21 protein-coding genes are annotated in these 23,608 nt (G+C 58.6%); 4 read left to right on the top strand and 17 right to left on the bottom strand.

Going from position 1 to position 23,608, the window contains the following annotated elements:
• Nucleotides 1-17 precede the first annotated feature (17 nt).
• The 3 genes from QWJ34_RS04655 to QWJ34_RS04645 all read right to left on the bottom strand — a co-directional run bounded on the left by QWJ34_RS04655 (nucleotide 18) and on the right by QWJ34_RS04645 (nucleotide 2,506).
• A complete protein-coding gene (locus QWJ34_RS04655) occupies nucleotides 18-770 on the bottom strand; it encodes an NAD-dependent protein deacylase (protein ID WP_302725910.1) in 753 nt (250 codons plus the stop codon).
• A gap of 100 nt (nucleotides 771-870) precedes the next feature.
• The gene (locus QWJ34_RS04650; protein WP_302725909.1) at nucleotides 871-1,641 is read right to left on the bottom strand and encodes an HAD family hydrolase; all 771 of its coding nucleotides are present in this window, start codon (nucleotides 1,639-1,641) and stop codon (nucleotides 871-873) included.
• A 4-nt stretch (nucleotides 1,642-1,645) separates the two neighbouring features.
• A complete protein-coding gene (locus tag QWJ34_RS04645; RefSeq protein ID WP_302725908.1) occupies nucleotides 1,646-2,506 on the bottom strand; it encodes an alpha/beta fold hydrolase in 861 nt (286 codons plus the stop codon).
• Nucleotides 2,507-2,999: 493 nt separating this feature from the next.
• Between QWJ34_RS04645 and QWJ34_RS04640 the strand changes: the two genes are divergently transcribed.
• Together QWJ34_RS04640 and ilvD are read left to right on the top strand one after the other, a co-directional pair.
• Nucleotides 3,000-3,251 carry a KGG domain-containing protein gene (locus QWJ34_RS04640; RefSeq protein ID WP_255940446.1) on the top strand — a complete coding sequence of 84 codons (252 nt, stop codon included), beginning with the start codon at nucleotides 3,000-3,002 and terminating at the stop codon, nucleotides 3,249-3,251.
• A 297-nt stretch (nucleotides 3,252-3,548) separates the two neighbouring features.
• A complete protein-coding gene (ilvD, locus tag QWJ34_RS04635) occupies nucleotides 3,549-5,234 on the top strand; it encodes a dihydroxy-acid dehydratase (RefSeq protein WP_302725907.1) in 1,686 nt (561 codons plus the stop codon).
• Between the two features lie 239 nt (nucleotides 5,235-5,473).
• Here the strand turns inward: ilvD and QWJ34_RS04630 are convergent, their stop codons facing one another.
• Nucleotides 5,474-6,931 (bottom strand): polysaccharide deacetylase family protein, encoded by a 1,458-nt coding sequence (locus tag QWJ34_RS04630; protein WP_302725906.1) that lies wholly within the window; start codon nucleotides 6,929-6,931, stop codon nucleotides 5,474-5,476.
• 334 nt (nucleotides 6,932-7,265) lie between these two features.
• Here QWJ34_RS04630 and QWJ34_RS04625 point away from each other — a divergent pair, with 334 nt between their 5' ends.
• A complete protein-coding gene (locus QWJ34_RS04625; RefSeq protein WP_368046348.1) occupies nucleotides 7,266-8,729 on the top strand; it encodes a catalase in 1,464 nt (487 codons plus the stop codon).
• Nucleotides 8,730-9,094: 365 nt separating this feature from the next.
• Here QWJ34_RS04625 and QWJ34_RS04620 read toward each other — a convergent pair whose 3' ends face one another.
• The 13 genes from QWJ34_RS04620 to QWJ34_RS04560 all read right to left on the bottom strand — a co-directional run bounded on the left by QWJ34_RS04620 (nucleotide 9,095) and on the right by QWJ34_RS04560 (nucleotide 22,251).
• Nucleotides 9,095-11,431: a methyl-accepting chemotaxis protein gene (locus QWJ34_RS04620; protein WP_302725905.1), complete on the bottom strand. Its 2,337-nt coding sequence runs from the start codon at nucleotides 11,429-11,431 to the stop codon at nucleotides 9,095-9,097.
• A 267-nt stretch (nucleotides 11,432-11,698) separates the two neighbouring features.
• A complete protein-coding gene (locus QWJ34_RS04615) occupies nucleotides 11,699-13,024 on the bottom strand; it encodes a peptidase U32 family protein (RefSeq protein ID WP_302725904.1) in 1,326 nt (441 codons plus the stop codon).
• Nucleotides 13,025-13,040: 16 nt separating this feature from the next.
• Entirely contained in the window at nucleotides 13,041-13,973 is a 933-nt protein-coding gene (locus tag QWJ34_RS04610; protein ID WP_302725903.1) for a peptidase U32 family protein, read from the bottom strand.
• 53 nt (nucleotides 13,974-14,026) lie between these two features.
• Nucleotides 14,027-15,085 (bottom strand): endolytic transglycosylase MltG, encoded by a 1,059-nt coding sequence (gene mltG, locus QWJ34_RS04605; RefSeq protein ID WP_302725902.1) that lies wholly within the window; start codon nucleotides 15,083-15,085, stop codon nucleotides 14,027-14,029.
• A gap of 142 nt (nucleotides 15,086-15,227) precedes the next feature.
• Nucleotides 15,228-15,536 carry a DUF1292 domain-containing protein gene (locus tag QWJ34_RS04600; RefSeq protein WP_302725901.1) on the bottom strand — a complete coding sequence of 103 codons (309 nt, stop codon included), beginning with the start codon at nucleotides 15,534-15,536 and terminating at the stop codon, nucleotides 15,228-15,230.
• 2 nt (nucleotides 15,537-15,538) lie between these two features.
• Complete coding sequence (locus QWJ34_RS04595) at nucleotides 15,539-15,838, bottom strand: DUF1292 domain-containing protein (RefSeq protein WP_302725900.1); 300 nt, start codon at nucleotides 15,836-15,838, stop codon at nucleotides 15,539-15,541.
• Nucleotides 15,839-15,851: 13 nt separating this feature from the next.
• Nucleotides 15,852-16,268 carry a Holliday junction resolvase RuvX gene (gene ruvX, locus QWJ34_RS04590; RefSeq protein ID WP_302725899.1) on the bottom strand — a complete coding sequence of 139 codons (417 nt, stop codon included), beginning with the start codon at nucleotides 16,266-16,268 and terminating at the stop codon, nucleotides 15,852-15,854.
• 12 nt (nucleotides 16,269-16,280) lie between these two features.
• The gene (locus QWJ34_RS04585; protein ID WP_172193996.1) at nucleotides 16,281-16,538 is read right to left on the bottom strand and encodes an IreB family regulatory phosphoprotein; all 258 of its coding nucleotides are present in this window, start codon (nucleotides 16,536-16,538) and stop codon (nucleotides 16,281-16,283) included.
• A gap of 146 nt (nucleotides 16,539-16,684) precedes the next feature.
• Nucleotides 16,685-19,324, bottom strand: coding sequence for an alanine--tRNA ligase (alaS, locus tag QWJ34_RS04580; protein ID WP_302725898.1), 2,640 nt, complete (start codon nucleotides 19,322-19,324; stop codon nucleotides 16,685-16,687).
• A 674-nt stretch (nucleotides 19,325-19,998) separates the two neighbouring features.
• Nucleotides 19,999-20,208, bottom strand: a complete 210-nt coding sequence (locus QWJ34_RS04575; RefSeq protein ID WP_302725897.1) for a hypothetical protein — start codon at nucleotides 20,206-20,208, stop codon at nucleotides 19,999-20,001.
• A gap of 117 nt (nucleotides 20,209-20,325) precedes the next feature.
• A complete protein-coding gene (locus QWJ34_RS04570) occupies nucleotides 20,326-21,471 on the bottom strand; it encodes a cysteine desulfurase family protein (protein ID WP_302725896.1) in 1,146 nt (381 codons plus the stop codon).
• 99 nt (nucleotides 21,472-21,570) lie between these two features.
• Nucleotides 21,571-21,990 carry a cysteine metabolism transcriptional regulator CymR gene (cymR, locus tag QWJ34_RS04565; RefSeq protein WP_302725895.1) on the bottom strand — a complete coding sequence of 140 codons (420 nt, stop codon included), beginning with the start codon at nucleotides 21,988-21,990 and terminating at the stop codon, nucleotides 21,571-21,573.
• A gap of 45 nt (nucleotides 21,991-22,035) precedes the next feature.
• Nucleotides 22,036-22,251 carry a hypothetical protein gene (locus QWJ34_RS04560; protein ID WP_302725894.1) on the bottom strand — a complete coding sequence of 72 codons (216 nt, stop codon included), beginning with the start codon at nucleotides 22,249-22,251 and terminating at the stop codon, nucleotides 22,036-22,038.
• Between QWJ34_RS04560 and mnmA the strand changes: the two genes are divergently transcribed.
• Nucleotides 22,250-23,383, top strand: coding sequence for a tRNA 2-thiouridine(34) synthase MnmA (mnmA, locus tag QWJ34_RS04555; RefSeq protein WP_302725893.1), 1,134 nt, complete (start codon nucleotides 22,250-22,252; stop codon nucleotides 23,381-23,383). The two genes, QWJ34_RS04560 and mnmA, sit on opposite strands and share 2 nt — an antisense overlap.
• Nucleotides 23,384-23,608 lie beyond the last annotated feature (225 nt).

Here is a 23,608-nt window from a genome sequence, read left to right as displayed (position 1 = left end):
GGCGGTCGGCGCTCCCTTCAAACGTACCCGAGCGCGGTTCTGACCCGCTGCGCGACCGCTCCCATCGGCTCGGTCACGAGCAGATCGGCATGACCGTCGTAAGGCGTCGGCGTGCGGTTCAGCAGCGCGAGCCTGCCGCCCGTGAACATGCCGACCAGGCTGGCCGCCGGCTGCACGGTCAGCGACGTGCCGCCGACCAGCATCAGGTCCGCTTCTTCGATCGCCCGCACCGCCGCTTCCATCACATCGGAGTTCAGCATCTCGCCGTACAGCACCACATCCGGCTTGAGCGCTCCGCCGCATGCCGGGCACAGAGGCACGCCGTCGCCGGCCAGCACGGCTTCCAGCCCGTACCGCGCCCCGCATTCGGTGCAGGTGTTGCTCAGCACCGAACCGTGTACTTCCAGCACGCGCCGGCTGCCCGCTTTTTGATGCAGCCCGTCGATATTTTGCGTAATTACGGCATTCAGCTTGCCTTCGCGCTCCAGATCGGCCAGCAGCAGATGAAACGGATTCGGCCGCGCGTCCGGATAAAGCATTCGGCTGCGGTAGAAGCGGTAAAACGTTTCCGGATGCCGATAAAAAAAATCCCGGCTCAACATTTCTTCGGGCGAATACGGAAACTCGTCGTATCCGCTGTCATACAATCCTCCCGCCGAACGAAAATCGGGAATCCCGCTTTCGGTCGACGTGCCGGCTCCCCCGAAAAATACGATCCGGCCGGCCTGTCCGATCCAGTCCGCCAATTGGTCCGCGCTGTCTCTATTCATCGGCGGTCCCTCCTTTTCCGTTTTTGTTCCGGCGCGCCGGCGGCATCCCGGCTCGCTTCGCTTCAAAATCGAACTTCCGGTCGACTCGTCCCGATCGGATTCAAACGGGACCTGCCGCCAGTTCGCCGTACCCGCCGATAATGATATCGGCTCCCTCCAGATGCCCGCGCGGTCCTCCGTCCGGCGCGATGCCGATCGCAAGCGCCGCGCCCGCGCGCTTGGCCATCTCCATATCGGAGCCGCCGTCTCCGATCATAATCGCATCCCCCGGCTCCACGCCGAGCCGGCGGCAGCATTCGAGCACGAGATCGGGCGCCGGCTTGCCCGCAGGCACCGCATCGCGTCCCGCGATGCAGTCGAACCGGCCGTCCAGCCCGGCCCAGAGCAAATGCTTCTCCGCCGCCTTCGTGCCGTCGGACGTCGCCACCGCCAGCTTGATCCCGGCGCCGCGCGCCTCGTCAAGCAGCCGCCCAAGACCCGGCAGCGGCCGGACCGGGCGCTCGCGCTCCAGCCGCTCGTCGGCCAGGCGCGCGAAGCCGCGCACCGCATCCACGCTCTCGTGCCAGGGAATCCCGGCATTGTAGAGCTGCCACGCCAGCACGCCCGTCATCTCGTCGGCCGCGGCCAGCGCCAGCGGCCCGGCGCGGTCGTAATCCGCAAGCGTACCGTCCGGCTTCCGCAGCGTGCCCATGACCCGCTCGCGGTCCCCTGTCCACACCGCGCCGGCTTCGCGCAGCCGGGACTCCGTCCGCTCCAGTATATCGTCGGCCCAGCCGCCCCATAGTTCCAGAAAATGCAGCAGCGTGCCGTCTTTGTCGAATACGATCGCCCGGCAGGGAACCGAACGGCCGGAGACGTTTAGAAACGGCATCTTATTATTCCCCACCGCCGCTCTGCGTATCCGCAGGCAGCGCATCCAGCCACTGTACGATCAAAGCCGCCGTCCGCTCCGCCTGCTCGGCCGCGGAGATCGACGCTTTGCCGTCGCTCCACTGCTCGCCGTAGCTGCCGAACTGCGCGTGGCTGCCGCCTTCGATTACTTCGTATACCGCGCCCGCAGGCAGATATGCCCTTCCTTTTTCATATCTTTCCCGATCCAGGATCTCGTCTTTGGAGCCCGTGATCGACAAAGCCGGCAGCTTCGATTGGCTCAAGTCGCCTTTGGACTCCGCGTAAGAAGCGAGAAAAAATATCCCGTCCACGCTGCCCGGATTCTCCGCCGCGTACCGCGCCGCGAAAGGTCCGCCCAGCGAGTGCCCCCCGATAACGAATCGTTCGTCCGGATAAGCTTTCAGCACGTCCGCGGCTTTGTCCGTTCCGAGAACGGCAAAGTTGAACGGCATCTTGACGATGACGACATGGCGTCCCGCCTGCGCCAGCTTTTTGGCAAGCACACCGTAGGCTTCGGGCTTCACCCGGGCTCCCGGATAGAAAATAACGCCCGGCTGCTTGAGCGTTTGTTCGCCGGAAGCGGCCGGCTCGAACTCGATCCAATCTTCTTTTTGCGACACCGTCACCGCCTCGCTGCCGCGCAGCGCGGCATTGGCCTGCGCGGAAGGCCCGTACGGCGTGCCTACGTATACGGCCGCGCCCGCTGCGGCGACAATCAGCAGCACGATCAAGATTGTAAGCACGCGCGGTCTGCCGCGCCGGGGCCGCTCCTTCCTCCGGTATCCTTTTCTGCCCCGGCCGCCGCTTTCGAACGGCCGGATCGGCGGTCTGCTTCCCGTCAACATTCCTGGCTCCTCCTTCTGCTCCATGCTTGATTTCCTTACTCATTATAAAAAAGACCCTGTATCGGGCGCAAATAAAAAGCGGCCCCGCTTCGAATCCGGAACCGGACGGACCGCCGGTCAGCGCCGGATAGACCCGCGCAGCCGGCTTTCCCGGCATTTGGACAATTGACGAATCGAAATGTATTTCCCGGGAAAAGTTTTGAGACTGTACCCGCTTACATTGTGCGCCAGGCGACTTTTGGCTGTCAATTGCAAAACGTAATTTGTTTATTCCTTTTCGCCGCTTCTGTTTTTGCAAAAAAAATCCGGCAATCGTTATCTTTCTTTCATCTAAAAAAAGGGAAAACGTCTTTTATTCGCATGGAAATGCGTTTTTAGGATAAAAACTATTCAAAAAGGGGGCTTTTTCATGCTTGCTCGGCGTTTCACTCTAAAATAGCGGTGGTAAATAGTTGGTGCACGCGGCATTTACAACTACTGAGGAGTGATTGAGATGGCAAACAGTCAGTCGGGCAACAAGAAGATGAGTCGCGAAGAAGCCGGTCGCATGGGCGGAGAAGCCACGGCCAAAAAGCACAGCCGGGAATTCTACCAGGATATCGGACGCAAGGGCGGCAAAGCCACGGCCAAATCGCACAGCCGGGAATTCTATCAGGAGATCGGACGCAAAGGCGGAGAAGCGACTTCCAATTCCCACGACAAGGACTTCTATCGCGAAATCGGACGCAAAGGCGGTCAAAAGTAATCTTTTCCGTACATGAGCACCGTCTTATGCTGCAGACGCGATTTTTTCGCGCGCCAGGATAAAGAGCCGGTCAAACGCTGGATTTAGCGTTTTCGGCTCTTTGCCTGTGCGCGTTTTTTGTATATTTATTTTCCGGATTTCACGGTCTATTTTCGTCCTTAGCTAGAAAAAAGTAACGGCATGTGTTAGACTGGGTAGAAAATTTATACCTGCTCTGTTTTGTTCAAACGCTCGCTTTTGCCGTTAACCGCGGTAAAGCAATTATTTTAATTTATCGTTCTGGGGGGAAAAGTCATCATGGCCGTTAAGAAAATGCGTTCCGACATGATCAAAAAAGGTTTCGACCGCGCACCGCACCGCAGCTTGCTGCGCGCGGCGGGTGTCAAAGAAGAAGATTTCGGCAAACCGTTTATCGCGGTCTGCAATTCTTATATCGATATCGTACCGGGCCATGTGCACCTGCAGGAATTCGGCAAGATCGTAAAAGAAGCGATTCGCGAAGCCGGCGGCGTGCCGTTCGAGTTCAACACGATCGGCGTCGACGACGGCATCGCGATGGGGCATATCGGCATGCGTTATTCCCTGCCGAGCCGCGAGATCATCGCCGATTCCGTGGAGACGGTCGTTTCCGCGCACTGGTTCGACGGCATGGTCTGTATTCCGAACTGCGACAAGATCACGCCGGGCATGCTGATGGGCGCGCTGCGCGTCAACATCCCGACCGTCTTCGTCAGCGGCGGACCGATGAAAGCCGGCAAAGACAAGAACGGCCGCTCCATCTCCCTGACTTCCGTATTCGAAGGCGTGGGCGCGCACCAGGTCGGCAAGATCGACGATCAGACGCTGCTTGAGCTCGAACAATACGGCTGTCCGACCTGCGGCTCCTGTTCGGGCATGTTCACCGCCAACTCGATGAACTGCCTCGCCGAAGCGCTCGGCCTGGCGATGCCGGGCAACGGCACGATCCTCGCCGTCGCTCCGGAACGCCGCGACTTTGTCCGCCAGTCCGCCACGCAGCTGATGGAACTGATCAAAATGGATCTGAAGCCGCGCGATATCGTGACGGTGGAAGCGATCGACAACGCGTTCGCGCTCGATATGGCGATGGGCGGTTCGACGAATACCGTTCTGCATACGCTGGCCTTGGCTCAGGAAGCCGGTATCGAATACCCGATCGAACGCATCAACGAAGTGGCGAACCGCGTGCCGCATCTGGCCAAGCTCGCTCCGGCGTCCGACTGGCATATCGAAGACGTGCATAACGCCGGCGGCGTCAGCGCCGTACTGAACGAGCTGCTCAAGAAGCCGGGCGCGCTGCACGCGGACCGCATTACCGTAACCGGCAAAACGATCCGCGAGAACGTCGAAGGCCAGGAGATCCAGAATACCGAGGTTATCCACAAGCTGGACAACCCGCACTCCGAGCGCGGCGGACTCGCCGTTCTGTTCGGCAACCTGGCTCCGGAAGGCGCGATCATCAAGGTCGGCGCCGTGGACAAGTCCGTAGGCGGCTATCATAAAGGCCCGGCGATCTGCTTCGACTCCCAGGAAGAAGCGCTCGAAGGCATCGCCAACGGCAAGATCAAAGAAGGACATGTTGTCGTTATCCGCTATGAAGGTCCCAAAGGCGGACCGGGCATGCCGGAAATGCTCGCTCCGACCTCGCAGATCGTCGGCATGGGTCTCGGCGCCAAAGTCGGCCTGATCACCGACGGCCGCTTCTCCGGCGCGTCGCGCGGCATCAGTATCGGCCATATCTCGCCGGAAGCCGCCGAAGGCGGACCGATCGCGTTCGTCGAAGACGGAGACACTATCGAACTCGATCTGATCAACCGCACGATCCAGCTGGAGATCAGCGAAGAGCTGTTCGCCGAGCGCCGCGCCAACTGGCAGGGCTTCGAGCCGAAAGTCAAAACGGGCTATCTGGCCCGCTACTCCAAGCTCGTGACCAACGCCAGCATGGGCGGAATCATGAAGATCTAAACCGTTCTTCCCCGAACGGACAAAACCGGCCGGCGCCTCGCGCGGCCGGTTTTTCTTTAGCGCCGAAGTTTTGCCCGCTTTCGCCCGATGCTCCGGCCGTTTCGGACTCAACCAAAAGGACTCCGACTTTTCCCGGCCGCGCCGGAAGTCGGAGTCCTTTATTTGTCATATCGCCTGATCCCAATCTCTATCGTCCAAGCATCCGGGCCGGTAGGCAATCCGGATATCGAAGAATCTTGTTACCGGACCGCCGCGCCTGCCGCTTCGCCGCTCTGCCCGATCGCGGAAACGGACGATTCCGGTTGGACCGCCTCCGGAGCTTCGGCCGGAACGGAAACGGGCTCTCTCTCCGGCGCGGACTGGGCCGACGTGTCCGCTTTGCGGCGATTCTTGCGTTTGTCCGCTTTGAAATCGCGCGTCAGCATCGTATGCATCGGCATCACCATGACTTTCGGCACCAGGAAGTCGCTTTGCTCCTGAAGACGAGCGCCGCCGGACGGGTGAATTACCCACAGCAGCAGCTTGAGGTACAAACGCGTCGCCCGGGCGAACAATCCGTCCGGCAGATCGTGCACCCGAAATCCGAACTGCTCCGGCCCGCGGTTGACCATGCTGACCGCGTATACCGCTTTGGCCCGGCTCAGTTCCGGATCGCGGCGGATATAATCCGCAATACCCGGAAAGCTCTGTTCCGTGCCCCGGATCATCATAATGGCGAGCTGCACCGCGGAGCGCGAACGGCTGCCGAATTCAAACAGCATTTTATTGTCGAAATGAAGTTCCACGATCGAATCGCCTTTTACCAGCGTATCTCCGTTGCCCAATTCCAGCGGACGGCCCGAGTAGCGCGTTTGGCGGAAATGATACAGCGGCGCGTTCTCGGCTTCGCGCAGACGAAACACGAACCGGAATCCCCGCTCGTAGATCAGCCAGGCGCCGACCAGCATTTTTTTCATCGGAGAAATTTTGCCCATCTCTTTTCCCCTCGCTTTCTTGGTCGCGGCCATCAGACGCTCGACCGTGACGCTTTGCAGTCCTTTGCCGTAAGCTTCCTGCAGAAAACGTTCCAGCGCGCGCAGCATATTCTCCGGCGCTTTGTCGTTCGCGCCCAGCGTGGCTCCGCAGTCGTGCAGAACCAGTACTTCGCCGCCGCGCATTTTGCGCCGCATCCGTTTGAGCAGCCGTTCTTCGCCGAGGCGCTTGCGCCAGTCGCCGAAAATGCCCGACCAGAGCACAATCTTCAGCTCGTTCCGGCCGACCAGATCGAACAGGTTGACGATTCCCCATGGCGGACGATAATAAGTCGCTCTTTGTCCCGTGACCCGTTCGATGACTTCGTTCGTCCGATTGACCTGCTTGCGCACCGAGCCCGGACGCATCAGCCAGTTCGTGCGGTGCACATAGTTATGAATACCGATCGAATGCCCTTCGGCCTGCATGCGTTTCAGCAGTTCGGGATGCTGATGCGCGTGCGAACCGACCACGAAGAACGTCGCTTTGGCTTCATAGCGCTTCAACAGATCGAGCAGCATCGCCGTGTAGCGCGGATCGGGTCCGTCGTCGAACGTTAAAGCGAACTCGGTTTCGCTTTTTCCTTTGCGGAAAGCTCGAAACCCGAAAATCCGGCTGATCAGACCCGGAATAAACGCGTAAAAGGAAGATAAGTAAAACAGCCAGATAAGTAAAGTGGTTTCCATTCCCGCTCTCCGTTTCTTTATTTTTGCAGTTCGAGCAGCCCTGCGTTTGAGTCCTTGCTCAACTTCATCACTCTATTTTAGCATAGGAATCTATTCAAGCAACGCAAAAAATAGGCGCCTTCGTCCGGACGCCCTTTGCTTCGAATGAAGGTTTGATGAAAAGCGCTTGGTTAACGTTTTAACGATTTTGCGGACGGGTAAAAAATGGCGTATGCCATTTTCTGTAATGATTCTCCATTTATTCACGCTTCCATTCTATTGATGGACAACGGAAAGGGGATTTCACGTGACCGACGAACAGAAACCGAAGCCGAACGGCGAGCAGGAAGACAACATGACGCTGACGACCCGCCAGGGACATCCGGTGCGGGACAACCAGAATGTGCGCACGGTGGGCAGCCGGGGACCGACGACGCTGGAGAATTACCAGTTCCTCGAAAAGATTACCCACTTCGACCGCGAGCGCATACCCGAACGGGTCGTGCATGCCCGAGGAGCGGGCGCCCACGGCGTGTTCACCGCGTACGGCAAAGCCGGCGACGAACCGGTCTCGAAGTATACACGCGCCAAGCTGTTTCAGGAAGAAGGCAAAGAAACCCCGGTATTCGTCCGTTTCTCCAGCGTAATCCACGGCGGCCATTCGCCGGAAACGCTGCGCGATCCGCGCGGTTTCGCCACCAAATTCTATACCGAGGACGGCAACTGGGATCTGGTCGGCAACAACCTGAAAGTTTTCTTTATCCGCGATCCGCTGAAATTTCCGGACATGGTACACGCGTTCAAGCCGGACCCGATCACCAACGTCCAGAGCATGGAACGCTTTTTCGATTTCGTTTCTATGAGTCCGGAAGCGACCCATATGGTCACGTTCCTGTTCTCGCCGTGGGGCATTCCCGCCAATTACCGGCAGATGCAGGGATCGGGCGTCAATACGTATAAATGGGTCAACACCGAAGGCGAAGGCGTACTGGTCAAGTATCACTGGGAACCGCTCGGCCAGGGCATCCGCAATCTGAAGCAAAAAGAAGCCAACGAAGTGCAGTCCACCAACTTCAACCACGCAACGCTGGATCTGTACGCAGCGATCGAAAAAGGCGACTATCCCGAATGGGAATTGTGCGTACAAATCATGGAAGACGGCGAGCACCCGGAACTCGACTTCGATCCGCTCGACGATACCAAGCTGTGGCCGCCGGAACAGTTCCCGTTCCTGCCGGTCGGCAAAATGACGCTGAACCGCAATCCGGAAGACTACTTCACCGAAGTCGAACAGGCTGCTTTCGGCACCGGCGTGCTGGTCGACGGTCTGGATTTCTCGGACGACAAAATGCTGCAAGGGCGTACTTTCTCGTACTCCGATACCCAGCGGCACCGGGTCGGCGCCAACTATTTGCAGCTTCCGATCAACGCGCCGAAAACGCATGTCGCCACCAACCAGAGCGGCGGCCAGATGCAGTTCAAAGTCGACCGCGCGCCGGGCCAGAACCCGCACGTCAATTACGAGCCGTCGTCCATGGGCGGCCTGAAAGAAGCGCCGAAACCGGGCAAAGACCACGAGCCGGAGTACCACGCCAAGCTGGTCCGCGCACCGATCGACCGCCCGAACAACTTCGGCCAGGCCGGCGACACGTACCGCTCGTTCGAAGACTGGGAACGCGACGAACTGATCGACAACCTGGTCGGCGCCCTGTCCCAGTGCAAGTCCGATATCCAAGAGCGCATGATCGATTACTTTACGCAGGCCGACGCCGATTACGGCCGGCGCGTCTCCGAAGGCTTGGCTTCCGCCAAATCGTAAGGCGCCGTCGGCGGCCAGACCGACGCGCACAAAGCCGTCGAACAAACGCGGGAAAAAGGCAAAAAATCCGATCCTTATTGAATTTCGAACAATTTTTTCGGATTTAATTCAGTTTGTATCCTTATACACTTTTTATAACAAAAAAGAGAGCTTCGGGCCGCGGCCCGAAGCTCTCTTTTTGTTCTTCGCTCTTCCCCCCACCCACATCCGAAATTCGCAAAAGGCGGAGAAAGAGTTCAGTGAAGGAGCGATAGCGTTCGCCTTTGCAATCGGGAAAATACCAACTAAAAATATAATCAGTTTTCCCGATTGCAACACGCGACCGTAGCGAACTCTTTCGGAGCCGCCCCGCTCAACTTCTTAAATTAAATCGTGAATTTCGAAATCGACTCTTTCAGTTCGTTCGATGCCCCGCTCAACTTGGTCGACAGTTCGACCAGCCTCACGCCGACATTCTGCTGCTCGCTGCTGAGCGACGCCACTTCCTGCGAAGTCGCGGAAGATTGTTCCGCGACGGCGCTGACACTGGCCATCGCTTCGGACATCACCGTCTGGGCCCGGCCCAGTTCGCCGATCGACGTGGTGACTCCGTCCAGCTTGCCGGAGAACTGCTCCATCTGCTGCTGTACCGACACGAAGATGCCGCTGGTTTCTTTGACGGAACGAACCTGATCCTGGAACATCGGGTAAACGGTGGACAGCGTGCGGACCGTCTCGTCCATTTCCGACTGGATATTATCCGTAATTTCACCGACCATATCGATCGATTCGCGCGAACGGCTGGCCAGCTGGCGAATCTCGCCGGCAACTACCATAAAGCCTTGTCCGGCTGCGCCCGCTCTCGCGGCTTCGATCGTCGCGTTCAGCGACAGGATATTGGTCTGCTTGGTGATATTCTGCATGACGTCGAGCACTTTCATGACGGAAGCGGTGCTTTCCTTGAGCGAATCGACCTTGGCGACCAGGGAACGCACCATATTTTCGGTATTTCCGGTCTGCTCCAGCAGCCCGTCCAGATGCTGCGTTCCTTTGTGGCTCGCCGCCTGGACTTCTTTGGCCGATACGTCCATTTCGCGGTTGGCGGATACGACTTTCTCCATCCGGTCGCCGATTTTTTCGGTCAGCTCGCTGCTCTTCTCGGCTTCCTGCGCCAAACTGGACGCGCCGTTGGCGATTTCTTCGGTCGCGACCGCGATTTCCCGGGCGGATACCGCGGTTTGGCGCGAAGCCGATTCCAGTTCGCCCGCCGTATCGAGTACCTGCTGCGCCGTATCGGTCGTTTGGCGCACCAGATCGGTGATCCGGTCCATCATCTGGTTGAACGCCGTCGCCAGTTCGCCGATCTCGTCTTTCGAACGGAAATCGGTCCGCACGCTGAGATTGCCGGTTGCTCCTTCGCGCATCAAGCCTCTCAGACGGCCGAGCGGGATGCCGATCATGCGCACCATCCAGATCCCGATCAGGACGGCGAATACGATATCGATCAGCACGAAGATCACCGTCATGCTGAGGATGCCCGAAGCGCCCTCGAGCAGGAAGGAAACCGGCACCGTGCCGATCAGTTTCCAGCCGGATGTCTTCATGACGCTGTAAGCGGCCAGGATCTTGCTTCCGAATTGGTCCGCTTCGAATTTGCCGCTCTCTTCCAGGTTATCCTGTTTGAACACGAACTTGCTCGGCTGGCCCGCGTCCCCGCTTTCGTCGGCCGCTACGACCGTGCCGTCCGCGGCGATCAGTTCGATCCGGCTGCCGTCGCCCAGGGAGACCGAGCGCAGCTGTTCTTCGAGCGCTTTGGCTTCAAGCTGCAAAGCGACCAGATATTTCGTGCCGCTTCCGTTCGTGGTCGACATCACGCGCGTCAGCGTGTAGCTGCTCCGCTTCTCGTCGGTCGGCAGCCACTGCACCGTCTTCTCCGCTTTCTCCAGCTGCGCAAACCAGGCGGAAGCGCGAATTTCTTCCGTTGTCGGAAGCTGGTTACCGGCCGAGAAGAAATCGTTGGTGCCTTCTTTCATCGGCATGAGATAAACGGCCTGCAGGCCGCCCGTTACGTTGACCTGGTTGCTCAGGCTGTCGTTGATCTGCCGCACGGCCTGGAACCGGTCGAAATCCGAGGTACCCAGCTGCAGCGAAGTGATTGCTTCCTGAATATCGGGCGCAAAAAATACCTGGGTGGATGAATCGAGATAACGCTGCAAAATAATGTCCAGCTTTTGCGCGGTCTGAATAATGGTTTGCTCGTTGGCGGCAGCCGCGTTGTCCTTGATCGTATCGCGGGCTTTTACATAAGAGAAGATCCCGAGCGACGAGACGAACAGCACGACGCCGATCAGGAAGATCAGGAACAAACGCACCCCGACCGACCGGGACGGATTAAGCTTGCGCCAGTTTTTGAGCAGCCCGATCAGCGCGGGACCGCCGGACCGCGGCGAAGATGTCCGCACGCCGGATTTCTTGGACGGCTTCGGCCATTTCAAACGCCGCTTTTCTTCGATCGGGACTACGATCGGCTGCTGCTCAAGCTCCTCGCCCAACCCCGGCTGCGTGAGCGCTTTCTCTTTACCGCGCGTCTTTTTCGTCCCTTTGTCTTTTTTCAACAGCTTCAGGGACGGCTTCTTGACTTTGATCCGGCTCTGCTTCTGCTTCGGTTTCGGCTCCAGTCCAACTTCCGCCGTTTCTCCGTCTTCGTGTTTCTTCTCTATCATACCCATGTTTCCCACCCCGCAAGTCATAGAATCAGCGCTGCAAAAACCGGATTTTGGAAAGCGCTTCCCAGTAGTGTTTGATATGTACATCGTATTACCTAAAAGAAGCCCGGGATTGCATAATGCTGGATATCTATATTATCGGTAGGAGCAGGCAAGATGGAAAGAGCAATTTAACACTTTTTCAAAAAAATTAACACAAAAAATAAACCCTTCGAATCACCAGGTGATCCAAAGGGCCTATTTTCTCCGAATATTATCGGGATATTAAGCTTTTACGTTCTTTTTGCGCATCATATCGAAGTAACGCAGCGGACGGTCCACCTTGATCTTCACGCGCTGCATCGGATGACGCGCCGCGTCCAGCTCGTTGCCTTCCTCGTCCCAGATCGCGCCGACCGTCTGTCTGAAAAACGTGCCGCCCGGACCGAAAAATTCGATCTGCGTGCCCGGCTTGAAATGGTTGCGCTGTTGGATGGTCGCAAGTCCGCTGTCCGCGTCGTAATCGAGCACCAGTCCCGCAAAGTCGTACGGCACCGCTTTTTCTTCCGGCTCGTAGATATGGTCTTCGTGATCCGGCGTATCGTAGAAAAATCCGGTGTTCAGCGGACGGTTGGCCGCTTTGCTTAGTTCTTCCATCCACTCCGGCTTCAGCACGTAGTTGTCCGGGTCGGCCATGTACGAATCGATCGCCTGGCGGTATACGTTGATGACGGTCGCCACATAATGGATCGATTTCATGCGCCCTTCCACTTTGAAGCTGTCGATGCCGACTTCGATCAGGTCCGGAATCGAACCGAGCATACACAGGTCTTTCGATCCCATCGTAAACGCATTGTCTTCCGGCGCGAACAGCGGATTGCCTTCGCTTTCGTCCAACTGCTGTTCTTCCGATACCCATTCGCCTTCCGGCGAAGGGTTTTCGAACAGATCGTACTTCCAGCGGCACGACTGGCAGCAGCCGCCCCGGTTGGAGTCGCGGTCGGTAAAATGGTTCGACAGTACGCAGCGTCCGGAATACGACGAGCACATCGCGCCGTGCACGAACGATTCGATTTCGACGTCGACGTTCTTTTTGATCTCGGCGATTTCTTCCAGGCTCGTTTCGCGGCCCAGCACGACGCGCGGCAGTCCTTCTTCTTTCCAGAACTGCACGGCCTGCCAGTTGAGCGTGGACTGCTGCGTGCTCAAGTGCACTTCGATCTTCGGCGCGGCGGTCCCGGCCGTCTCGACAATCACCGGATCGGCGGTAATGATCGCGGAAATACCGGCTTCCTGCAAATTGCGCAGGTATTCGGCGATCCCGTCCAGATCTTCTTCGTGCGCGTAGATATTGGTGGCGACGAAGACTTTCGCGCCGTATTTCTTGGCGAATTCCACGCCTTCTTTCATTTCGTCGAAGCTGAAGTTGTCAGCGTTCGAACGCAGGCCGTATTTTTGTCCCCCGATATATACGGCGTCCGCGCCGTAATGCACGGCGAACTTCAATTTCTCCAGATTGCCGGCCGGAGCGAGCAGCTCGGGCTTGTCCAGCCGATAGCGTTTGCCTTTGAACTGCGGCTTGCTTTGAACCGGCGTTTGCGTACTTTCCACGATGTAAGCCCCCTTGTCAATAAACCTGTTCTTTGTAGAAAAATCCGAACGACAGCTCCCGCTGCGGGTCCTGCAAATCGCGAATCTCGTCCAGCCACGCTTCTTCGAACGCATAATTTTCGGGATCGGCCGCAAACGTATCGATCGCTTTGCGGTAAGCTCGCGCCGCCGCGACGTTGTAAGCCGCACTTTTCAAAATGCCTTCGATCTTGAAGCTCTGCACGCCCGCCTCCATCAGCAGATGCAGATCCTCGAGGATGCAGATATCGCCGGAGCTCATAATATGCGTGCCGTTGGAGTCTTCGTAGATCGGAAAGCGCTCGTCCCGGCGTTCGGCTTCGATCAGGTACAATCCGCGCGATAGGCCGACATTGTCGTCTTCGACCGGACGGCCCTGGTTCGCCATGTAGCTGTGCACCAGGCTGCGCTTGGAATGATAAATATTGGTCATGCCGTGCACCTGCACCTGGGCTTCCACTTCAAGATGCGGCATCATGCCGGTTACTTCGTCCATATTCAGCTCGCGCGCAAGCACGACCCGCGTCGCGCCGCGGCGTCCCCAATAGTTGGCCGTGCCGTGGTTGGTCGACGTCATCTCCGCGTTCCAGTGCAGCGGCAGTCCCGGCAGCAGAGCGCGCGCCTGCATCAGAACGGAAGGATCGCCGAACTCGATGCCGTCCACGCCGATCCCGCCCAGAACCTTCAAGTACTCCGGCAGCGCCGGCAGCGCTTCGTTGTCCATCAGGTTATTGACGCAGGCATAGATCTTGATGCCGCGCGGACGCGCGAAATCGACGGCTTCTCGAATCAGCTCCGGCGTGAATTCTCCCGGAAGCCTCATCCCAAATTTTTCTTCCCCCAGTAAAAAAGCGCTGCAGCCGGCTTCCGCCAGCTCTTTCAATTCTTCCAGTGTGCCGCAAGTCGCCAAAAGTTCGGGTTGATATCCCATGACGGCCACTCCCTTCTTTGCTTCCTTTTCGTTATCGGCGCGAACCGGCGTTATTATTCGCCGCCGGCTTTGCTCTGCTCGATATTTTGTTCATGCTGCGCATAAGTCTCGGCGAATAAGTGCTCGCCGGACCCGTCTTTCTTGGTCACGTAGAAGAAGTAATCGGACTTCTCCGGCCGCAGCGCCGCCTCGATCGATTTGAGGCTCGGCGAAGCGATCGGGCCCGGCGGCAGACCTTCGTATTTGTACGTATTGTACGGGCTGTCGATCTCAAGATCCGAATACAGCAGCCGTTCTTTTTGCTCGCCCAGCGCGTACTGGACGGTCGCGTCGATCTGCAGCTTCATCGGATCGTTCAGCCGGTTGTCGATCACGCCCGCAATCAGCGCGCGTTCCGAGTCGACGACGGCTTCGCGTTCCACGAGCGAAGCGACGGTCAGCAGTTGGTGTACGGTCAGGCCGCGCCGCTTCAACAAGTTGTCGAAATCCGGGATGGACTTCAGCTTGCCGCTCGTTTCCTGCACCAGACGGCGCACCACGTCTTCTTCCGTGGCATCCGGTTCGAATTCGTACGTATCCGGGAACAAATAGCCTTCCAGCGCATAGGTCGGCTTCGGGTCGTCCGGGATTTCGCCCGGCAGGACGTCGGCGAATTTCTCCGGCTGCCTCGCCAGCTGACGGATCGTTTTGGCATCCCAGCCGCCGGCTTCGTGCAGGCGATCGGCGATCTGTTTGATCGTAAAGCCTTCGGGAATCGTGACTTTGACCGACTTCCGCTGCATGCCTTCCCCGCCGTTAAGCACGGCGGTGATCGCCGCGTAATCGGAGCCCGGCAGAATTTCGTGCTTGCCCGGGCGGAAAGAACTTCCTTCGTTCTCAAGCTTCAAATAGATCTTGTACAGCAGGGCGCTGCGGATCAAGCCTTCTTGTTCGAGCCCGTCCGCAATCTCCGCGGTGCCGGTTCCTTCGGCCACCTTGAAAGCTACCGGCTGATCGGAAGCGGGCACGGGCCGCAGCGAAATGTAGACAAAAGCCGCCGCGGAAGCCGCGAGCAGCAGCAGAATCAGCAGACCGACCAGCAGTCCCCTGGCCGCTCTTTTATTCTTATTCAATGGGCGCACATCCTCGTTTGCGGATTTCGGGCGGCGGCGCAGGCAAAAGGGCGGACTGCTCCGCCCTTTTGCCTGAACCGCTTATTTTTGCGCACGGCAAAGCGGACCAGAACGAGCCGGTCCGCTTGCGATGACGCTTTCCTTACATCTCTTCGGGGAAAGTGAGTTCGTCGAACAGCTCGGCCACGTTTTCCCACTCGTCGTCGTCGTCGATCGTTACCAGCTGAATTTCGCCTTCGGCAGAAGTTTCGATCTTGAGAATCTGCACATCGTCGTCGGCGCCGGCACTTTCGTTTTGCAGCACGGCGTAAGCTCCGCCGCCTACTTCAAACTCCCGGATAATCCGGTAAGTCACCGATTCGGCGTTCTCGTCGATCAATTCGACGGACAGCCCGTACACACTCTCCAGCCTGTTGGTTTCTACGACTTGACTTGCGGAAAATTCCGTCATTGCTATTCCTCCCCGTCCAGTTCGGCAACCAGTGTATTGAAGGTCTCTTCGACGATCTGCCATTCCGCTTCGTCTTCAATGACATAGAGCTTCAGGTCGTCGCCGTCTTCCTCGTACCGGAATGCGTATACTTCGTCCGCTTCTTCGTCTTCCGAATCCAACGGAACCACCATCATATATTTGCTTTCGGAGCCGTCCACTTCGAATTTCATAATGACTTCGAAGCCTTCCTCCTGCCCTTCTTCGTCCGGAATATAAATGATTTCCGGCTCTTCGCCTACCAGATGGGAATCGTTTGTCATGCCCGTCACCCTTTCACCGGTTTGATTTGGAATCCAGATAATTTTGCAAGATCAGTCCCGCCGCGATCTTATCGACGACCTGCTTGCGCTTTTTGCGGCTGACGTCGGCTTCGAGCAGCGTGCGCTCGGCGGATACCGTCGTCAGGCGTTCATCCCAGAGGTGAACGGGCAGACCCAGCAATTCCTTAAGCGTTTCGGCGAATTCGATGCACAGTTCGCCGCGCGGGCCGATCGTGCCGTTCATGTTTTTGGGAAGACCGACTACGATCTCCCCGACTTCGTGCAGCGCAGCCAGTTCGGCGATCCGCTGCATATGCGAGCCGTCTTCGCGCCGCTGGACCGTTTCGATTCCCTGCGCGGTCCAGCCGAAAGCGTCGCTGACGGCGACGCCGATCCGGCGGTCCCCATAATCCAGGCCCAACAATCTCATCTTCGCTATCTCCTATCGAAGCTTGGACAAATAAGAGCGGACCAGTTCTTCGATAAGCTCGTCCCGTTCTTTTTTGCGGATCAGGCTTCGCGCATTGTTATGTCTCGGGATGTAAGCCGGATCTCCGGACAACAGGTAGCCCACAATCTGATTGATCGGATTGTACTCCTTCTCCACAAGCGCGTCGTACACAGTGAGCAGAATCTCCTGCGCGGAGGTTTCTTCGTCCCCCTGCACGTTGAACTTTACAGTCTTGTCCATGGAATCCATAAGGATTACACCTCGCTTTACAAAACGGCCGAAGCCGCGACGCGCAGACGCGCCTTAATGTTGAGTCCCCTTTATCATATCACACTTTGCGGCGATCAAGAAACGGGGAAATCGTCCGGATGCGGCATATGCCGCGTTTGCTTTTTTCAGGCGTTCAGCGCTTCTTCGAGACGGGTCACGGCCGTATTCAGCGCTTCCTGCAGCTTGGACGCGTCCTTGCCGCCGGCCTGCGCCATATCCGGGCGTCCGCCGCCTCCGCCGCCGCAGACCGCAGCCGCTTCTTTGACAAGCTTCCCGGCGTGCAGGCCGCGCTTGGTCAGTTCCTGCGGAACGGAGACGACGAAGTTCACTTTGTCGCCCGAGACCGCGCCGAGCACCAGCACCGCCTGGGGCAGCTTGAGCTTGAGTTCGTCGGCGAGCGAGCGCAGACCGTCCATATCGGATGCCGATACGGCTTCCGCCAGCACCTGCGCATCGCCCACGCTGCGAACGCGGTCGGTCAGTTGGCCGGCTTCGATCGCGCCCAGCTTGCCGCGCAGCGATTCGATCTCGCGCTCGGCTTCGCGCAGCTGCTTGCCCAGACCTTCGATGCGCTTCGGCACTTCGGTAACCGGCGTCTTGAGCGCGGCGGCCGACTGCTTCAGCAGGTCGAGCTGGCCGTCGAGATAGAGGTACGCCCCGCGGCCGGTCAGCGCTTCGATCCGGCGCACGCCTGAACCGATGCCGCTTTCCGCCACGAGCTTGAACAATCCGATTTCGCCCGTATTGCGCACGTGGCAGCCGCCGCACAGCTCCAGGCTGTAATCGCCGATCTCGACCACGCGGACAATATCGCCGTATTTTTCGCCGAACAGCGCCATCGCGCCCATCGCTTTCGCTTCGTCGATGCCTTTGTACTCGATCTTGACATTGACGCCTTTCCAGATCTGCTCGTTCACGCGGCGTTCGACGTCTGCCAGCTCTTCCGGCGTGATGCTGCCGAAGTGCGAGAAGTCGAAGCGCAGACGCTGCGGCTCGACGAGCGAACCCGCCTGGTTGACGTGAGTGCCCAGCACTTCTTTGAGCGCTTTGTGCAGCAGGTGGGTCGCGGTATGGTTTTTCTCGATCGCCGCGCGGGAATCGCGCTCGACGCTCGCCCGGACGTCGTCGCCCAGATGCAGCTCGCCCGATTCCACCGTCACCTCGTGCACATGCTGTCCGCGCGGCGCTTTGACCAGGCCTTCCACGTTCAGCTTGCCGGTAAACGAAGAGATGGTGCCGACGTCGCTGACCTGGCCGCCGCTTTCGGCGTAGAACGGCGTTTTGTCCAGCACGACCAGCGCCGCGTCGCCTTCGCCGATCGATTCGACGATCTCGCCGTCTTTGATCAGCGCGACGATCTTGGCTTCGGCGGACGTTTCGTTGTAGCCGACGAATTCGCTGCCGGCTTCCAGCTCGGACAAAGCGCCGCCCTGGATATTCATGCCGCCGCCTTTTTTGTGCGCTTCGCGCGCTCTTGTCCGCTGCTGCTGCATCGCCGTTTCGAAACCGTCGCGATCGACGGTCATGCCGTGTTCCAGCGCGAAGTCTTCGGTCAGGTCGAGCGGGAAACCGTACGTATCGTACATCTTGAACGCGTCTTCCCCGCCGATTACGCTTTCGCCCGCCGCTTTGGCGCGCTCGGCCGTTTCGGTCAGGATCGACAGGCCGTCGGACAGCGTTTTGTGGAAACGTTCTTCTTCCAGACGGATGACGCGTTCGATCAGCTCGCGGCTGTCCACGACCTGATTGTAGTACACGCCCATCACTTCGCCGACGGTGCTCACCAGCTCGTACAGGAACGGACGGTCGAGCCCGAGCACGCGTCCGTAGCGGACCGCGCGGCGCAGCAGGCGGCGAATGACGTAACCCCGTCCTTCGTTCGAAGGCTGCACGCCGTCGCCGACGGCGAACGTCACCGTACGGACGTGGTCGGCAATAACTTTGAGCGCCGTATCGTACTCGGCATTGACGCCGTATTCGATCCCCGCCATTTGAGCCGTCCGCTGAATCATCGGCTGGAACAGGTCGGTATCGAAGTTGGAATCGACGTCCTGGAGGATCGAAGACAAACGTTCGAGGCCGGCGCCGGTATCGATGTTTTTGTTCGGAAGCGGCGTGCGGCTGCCGTCTTTGTTATGGTTGAACTGCGAGAACACCAGGTTCCACACTTCGAGGAAACGCTCGTTTTCGCCGCCCGGATACATTTCCGGATCGTTCGGATCGAGCGCGCCGTAAGCGTCGCCGCGATCGTAGAAGATTTCGCTGCACGGTCCGCACGGACCTTCGCCGATATCCCAGAAATTCTCGTCGCCCAGCTTGATAATGCGTTCCGCCGGAAGGCCAACTTTTTCATTCCACAATGTGAACGCTTCTTCGTCTTCTTCGTACACGGTGACGCTGATACGTTCCGGATCGAAGCCGATCCACTGCGGGCCGGTCAGGAATTCCCATGCCCAGGCGATCGCTTCTTCTTTGAAATAATCGCCGATGGAGAAGTTGCCCAGCATTTCGAAAAACGTATGGTGGCGGCGCGTTTTGCCCACGTTTTCGATATCGTTGGTACGAATGCACTTCTGCGAGTTGGCAATTCTCGGATTCTCCGGCTTGACGCGTCCGTCGAAGTAAGGCTTCAGCGGCGCCATGCCGGCGTTGATCCACAGCAGGGAAGGGTCGTTATGCGGCACGAGCGGAGCGCTCGGCTCGATGTGATGGCCTTTTTGTTCGAAGAACTGCAGCCATTTGGAACGGATTTCGCTAGCTTTCATGATGGGTTGGCCTCCGATTCGGGATTGGGTTGTCGAGCGGTCTTGAAAAAAGCGGAAAACATAAAAACGCCCCTGACTAGTCAGGGACGATTGATCGCGGTACCACCCTGGTTATCGCTTTTGCCCGATATAGCCGCTGGATTAAGCCGCACGGCAAACGATACAAAAAACGATCTCCTCGTTGCGTCCGGTAACGGGGACGAAGCGGCACGGGCGGCCTGCGCCCCGCACTCCGGAATCAGCTTTCGGTCCGTCGGCCCCCCAGGCTCTTCCACCCATGCGCTTGCCGCGCAAGGAGCCTGTTCGCTGAAGAGGCGTCCCTTCAGGACGTACTTCATTCCATCATCGCTTTGCGGATTATGGGTCCGAACGTACTTCCGCTCGATCGCGGACGAATTCGAACCATTCCTTTTCACAGTATATCCAGCGCCGGAAATTCTGTCAATGACCGCGCAAGGACGACGATACGGGCCGGTTTGCAGTCCTGCCGGGCGCCGGACGAATCCGGGACGAAAGATCGGCGTGCGTCGAAGCACAACCGAAGAGAGCAAAGCAAAAAGCCGGACGAAAGACGGGCGCGGGCCGGCGCTGCCGGTCGCGCTCGCCTCCGCCGGCCGTTTAAGGCGCAGAAGCCGCTCGTGACTTGTCTTAATCAAGCGAGACAAGCTGTTCGTTCAAGACGTCGCTTGAAGCTGGGATATCGAAGCCGCCGGTTCTTTCATGCAGAACAAATCGTCCAGCGAACTCAGGGTACCGTCTTTCTCCACCTGGTACACGGACATTTTCCCCGCATTTACGGTCAATTCGATAAAGCAGCTCCAGCAGTAGAACTGATGCGAGCCGATCTTGCCGATATCTTTGGAACTGCAGTTTGGACATTTCATAATTTGGGATCACCTATCCGTCCGCTTATTTGAGAGTCGACGGAAAAACGCGGACGCTTCTCCGGATTGAACGTTTATTCACAATGAAAAGCGGAACAGACTCCGTATCGATGCCGCTTACCTGCGCACGCGCCGAATAATCGTTTCAACTTTCTTAACGACAAACTCGATTTCCTCCGAAGTATTACCCAAACCGAAGCTGAAGCGAATCGCGGAATTCAAAACATTTTCAGAAAGATTCATAGCCCGCAGCACATGCGACGTTTCCAGCGAACCGGACGTGCAGGCGGAACCGCTGGCGGCGGCGATTCCTTCCATATCCAGATTCATCAGCATCGTTTCCGTCCCGACGGACGGGAAGCTGATATTGACGATATGCGCCAGCGTATGGTCCGGATCGCCGTTGACGACGAATTGATCGCCGCCGATGCCCGCGCGCAGCCCGTCCAGCAGCTGCGCGCGCAGCCGCAGAGCGTGTTCGCGGCGCTCTTCGAGGCCCGAAGCCGCCAGCTCCGCGGCGCGGGCGAAGCCGGCGATGCCGGCCAGGTTCTCCGTGCCGGCCCGGCGGCCGCGCTCCTGATTGCCGCCGAGCAGCAGCGGCGGCAGCTTGATCTGCGGCGCGATATACAGCGCGCCGATGCCCTGCGGGCCGTTGATCTTGTGCGCCGAGAAGCTGACCAGGTCGGCGCCCATCGCCGCGCAGTCGACGCGCAGCGAACCCAACGCCTGCACGGCGTCGGTATGGAACCAGACGCCGCGCTCGCGCGCGAACGCGGCGATCTCTTCCACCGGCTGGATGGTGCCGACTTCGTTATTGGCGTACATGACGCTGATCAGCGTCGTGTCCGGCCGCGTATGTTCGCGAATCCAGCCCACGTCCACGCGGCCGCCTTCGTCGACGGGAATGTATTCCACTTCGAAGCCCTGTTCTTCCAAACGCTCCGCCGTATGCAGCACCGCATGATGCTCGATCCGCGACACCAGCAGATGGCGGCCGCGATCGATCCGGGCGGCGGCGGCTCCCAGCAGCGCCGCATTGTCGCTCTCCGTTCCGCCGGACGTAAAGACCAGTTCGCCCGGACGCGCTCCGATCGCGGCGGCGGCGCGCTCGCGGGCCGCGGCGACGATCCGTTTGGCTTCGCGACCGAAAGCGTGCACGCTCGAAGCGTTGCCGTACGCGCCGGTCATCACGCCCAGCATCTCTTCCGCCACCAGCGGATGCACCGGCGTGGACGCGGCATGGTCCATATAAATTCTGTTCACGCTTCATTCACCTCGAAACAGCCGGCTTCAGCAGCCGGCCCGTAGAATTGAGATGCCCGGCCGCCGGGATCGCGGCGGCCGGGCAGATCCATCGAATACTCAGATATAGAACATGTAATTATCCGGTTCGCCTTTGTCCCGGAACGTAATCAGGTCACCCAGCGTGGTCGAATCGATAACGTCGGCGATCGAATCGCGAATCCGTTTCCATAGATCGCGCTTGGCCGGATCGTCTTCTTCGGCGAAATCGACCACCGAGATCGGTCCTTCCAGCACGCGAATGATTTCCCCGGCCGTTACCGTGTCGGGATCGCGCGACAGAATGTAGCCGCCGTAAGCGCCCCGGATGCTCTTAACGAGCCCGCCGTTGCGCAGCGGCGCGATCAGCTGCTCCAGATAGTGCTCGGACAGCGAGTTCTTTTCGGCGATGCTTTTCAGGGAGGTCGGTCCTTCGCCGTAGCGGCCCGCCAGTTCCATCATAATCGTAAGACCGTAGCGGCCTTTGGTGGATATCTTCAATATGGGCACCTCTTTCGCTCATTCGGGGTTACTTCCTGCGTATACTCAGACTATCGTAACATAATCTGCGTCCATGATGAACCACGGAATCTGCTTGTTTGCGGAAAATGTCCGTCCGCCGAGGACCTTGGCCGCCGCTTCTTGGCGCAAACGGTCGTAAGTTCTTTCCTTTTGTGATAAAATGTCGTTAGACGCGCCCGCCGCGTCCTCTTTTTCTGCAAAACTTTGCAAATACCTCATAAAGAAGACGGTGATATTCATGCATAAATCCCCCGAGCAAATCCGGGTCGTCGTCGGCATGTCCGGCGGCGTCGACTCTTCCGTGACGGCGCTGCTGCTCAAGCAGCAGGGATACGACGTCATCGGCATCTTCATGAAAAACTGGGACGATACCGACGAATTCGGTCACTGCACCGCGGAAGACGACGCGGAAGACGTGCGCCGCGTTTGCGAGAAGATCGGCATTCCTTATTATACGGTGAATTTCGAAAAAGAATACTTCGATAAAGTGTTCACCTATTTCCTCGACGAATACAAGCGGGGCCGCACGCCGAATCCCGACGTGATGTGCAACCGCGAAATCAAGTTCGGCGAGTTCCTGAGCAAAGCGCTCGACCTCGGCGCCGACTATGTCGCGACCGGCCACTATGCGCGCGTAACGGAAGAGAACGGCGAGTTCAAGCTGCTGCGCGGCGTGGACGCCAACAAAGACCAGACTTACTTCCTGAACGCGCTGAATCCGTACCAGCTGTCCAAAACGATGTTCCCGATCGGCCATCTGCCGAAGCCGGAAGTGCGGCGCATCGCCGAGGAAGCGGGCCTGGCCACGGCGCGCAAGAAAGACAGTACCGGCGTCTGCTTTATCGGCGAGCGGAACTTCCGCGAGTTCCTGAGCGGTTACCTGCCGGCCAAGTCCGGCGAGATGATCGATATCGCCACCGGCGAATCCAAAGGCCGCCACGACGGGCTCATGTATTATACGCTGGGCCAGCGCCAGGGACTGGGCATCGGCGGATCGGGCACGGGCGAGCCGTGGTTCGTCGCCGACAAAGACCTTGAACGCAATATCCTGTACGTGGTACAGGGCGACAAACATCCCAGCCTGTATTCGACGGGCCTCTCGGCAAGCGGCGTCAGCTTCGCTTCGGGCCGCGACGAGCTGGCCGGAGGCCCGCTGACCTGCACGGCAAAGTTCCGCTACCGCCAGCCCGACCAGGGCGTAACGCTTACCCGTCTCGAAGACGGATCGGTACACGTGGCGTTCGACGAGAACCAGAAAGCGATCACGCCGGGACAGGCCGTCGTGTTCTACGACGGCGAAATCTGCCTGGGCGGCGGCACGATCGAGACGGTCGAGAAAGTTCCTTACGCCGAGCAAGCCGGCGTGAACTGAACGACTTTGCGGCACGGCAGTAAGCCTCGCGGCCTGCTTTCCGTCCGTGAATCAAAGAGCCTGATCTTCACCCGCGGGTGGAGATCAGGCTCTTTATGTTGTGCAAAGAGGCGCAGAGATTGCCGGTCCGTTCGGGTCCGGCTCTGCGCGATCGGGCCGGCGGCCCCGCCGCTTGGATCTTCGGGCTTTGCCGCAGGCGTCATGCCGCCGGGTCCTTTACGAACT

This window comes from Saccharibacillus sp. CPCC 101409 (genome assembly GCF_030518235.1).
Lineage (GTDB): Bacteria > Bacillota > Bacilli > Paenibacillales > Paenibacillaceae > Saccharibacillus.
This window is presented reverse-complemented; position numbering and strand designations above follow the sequence as displayed.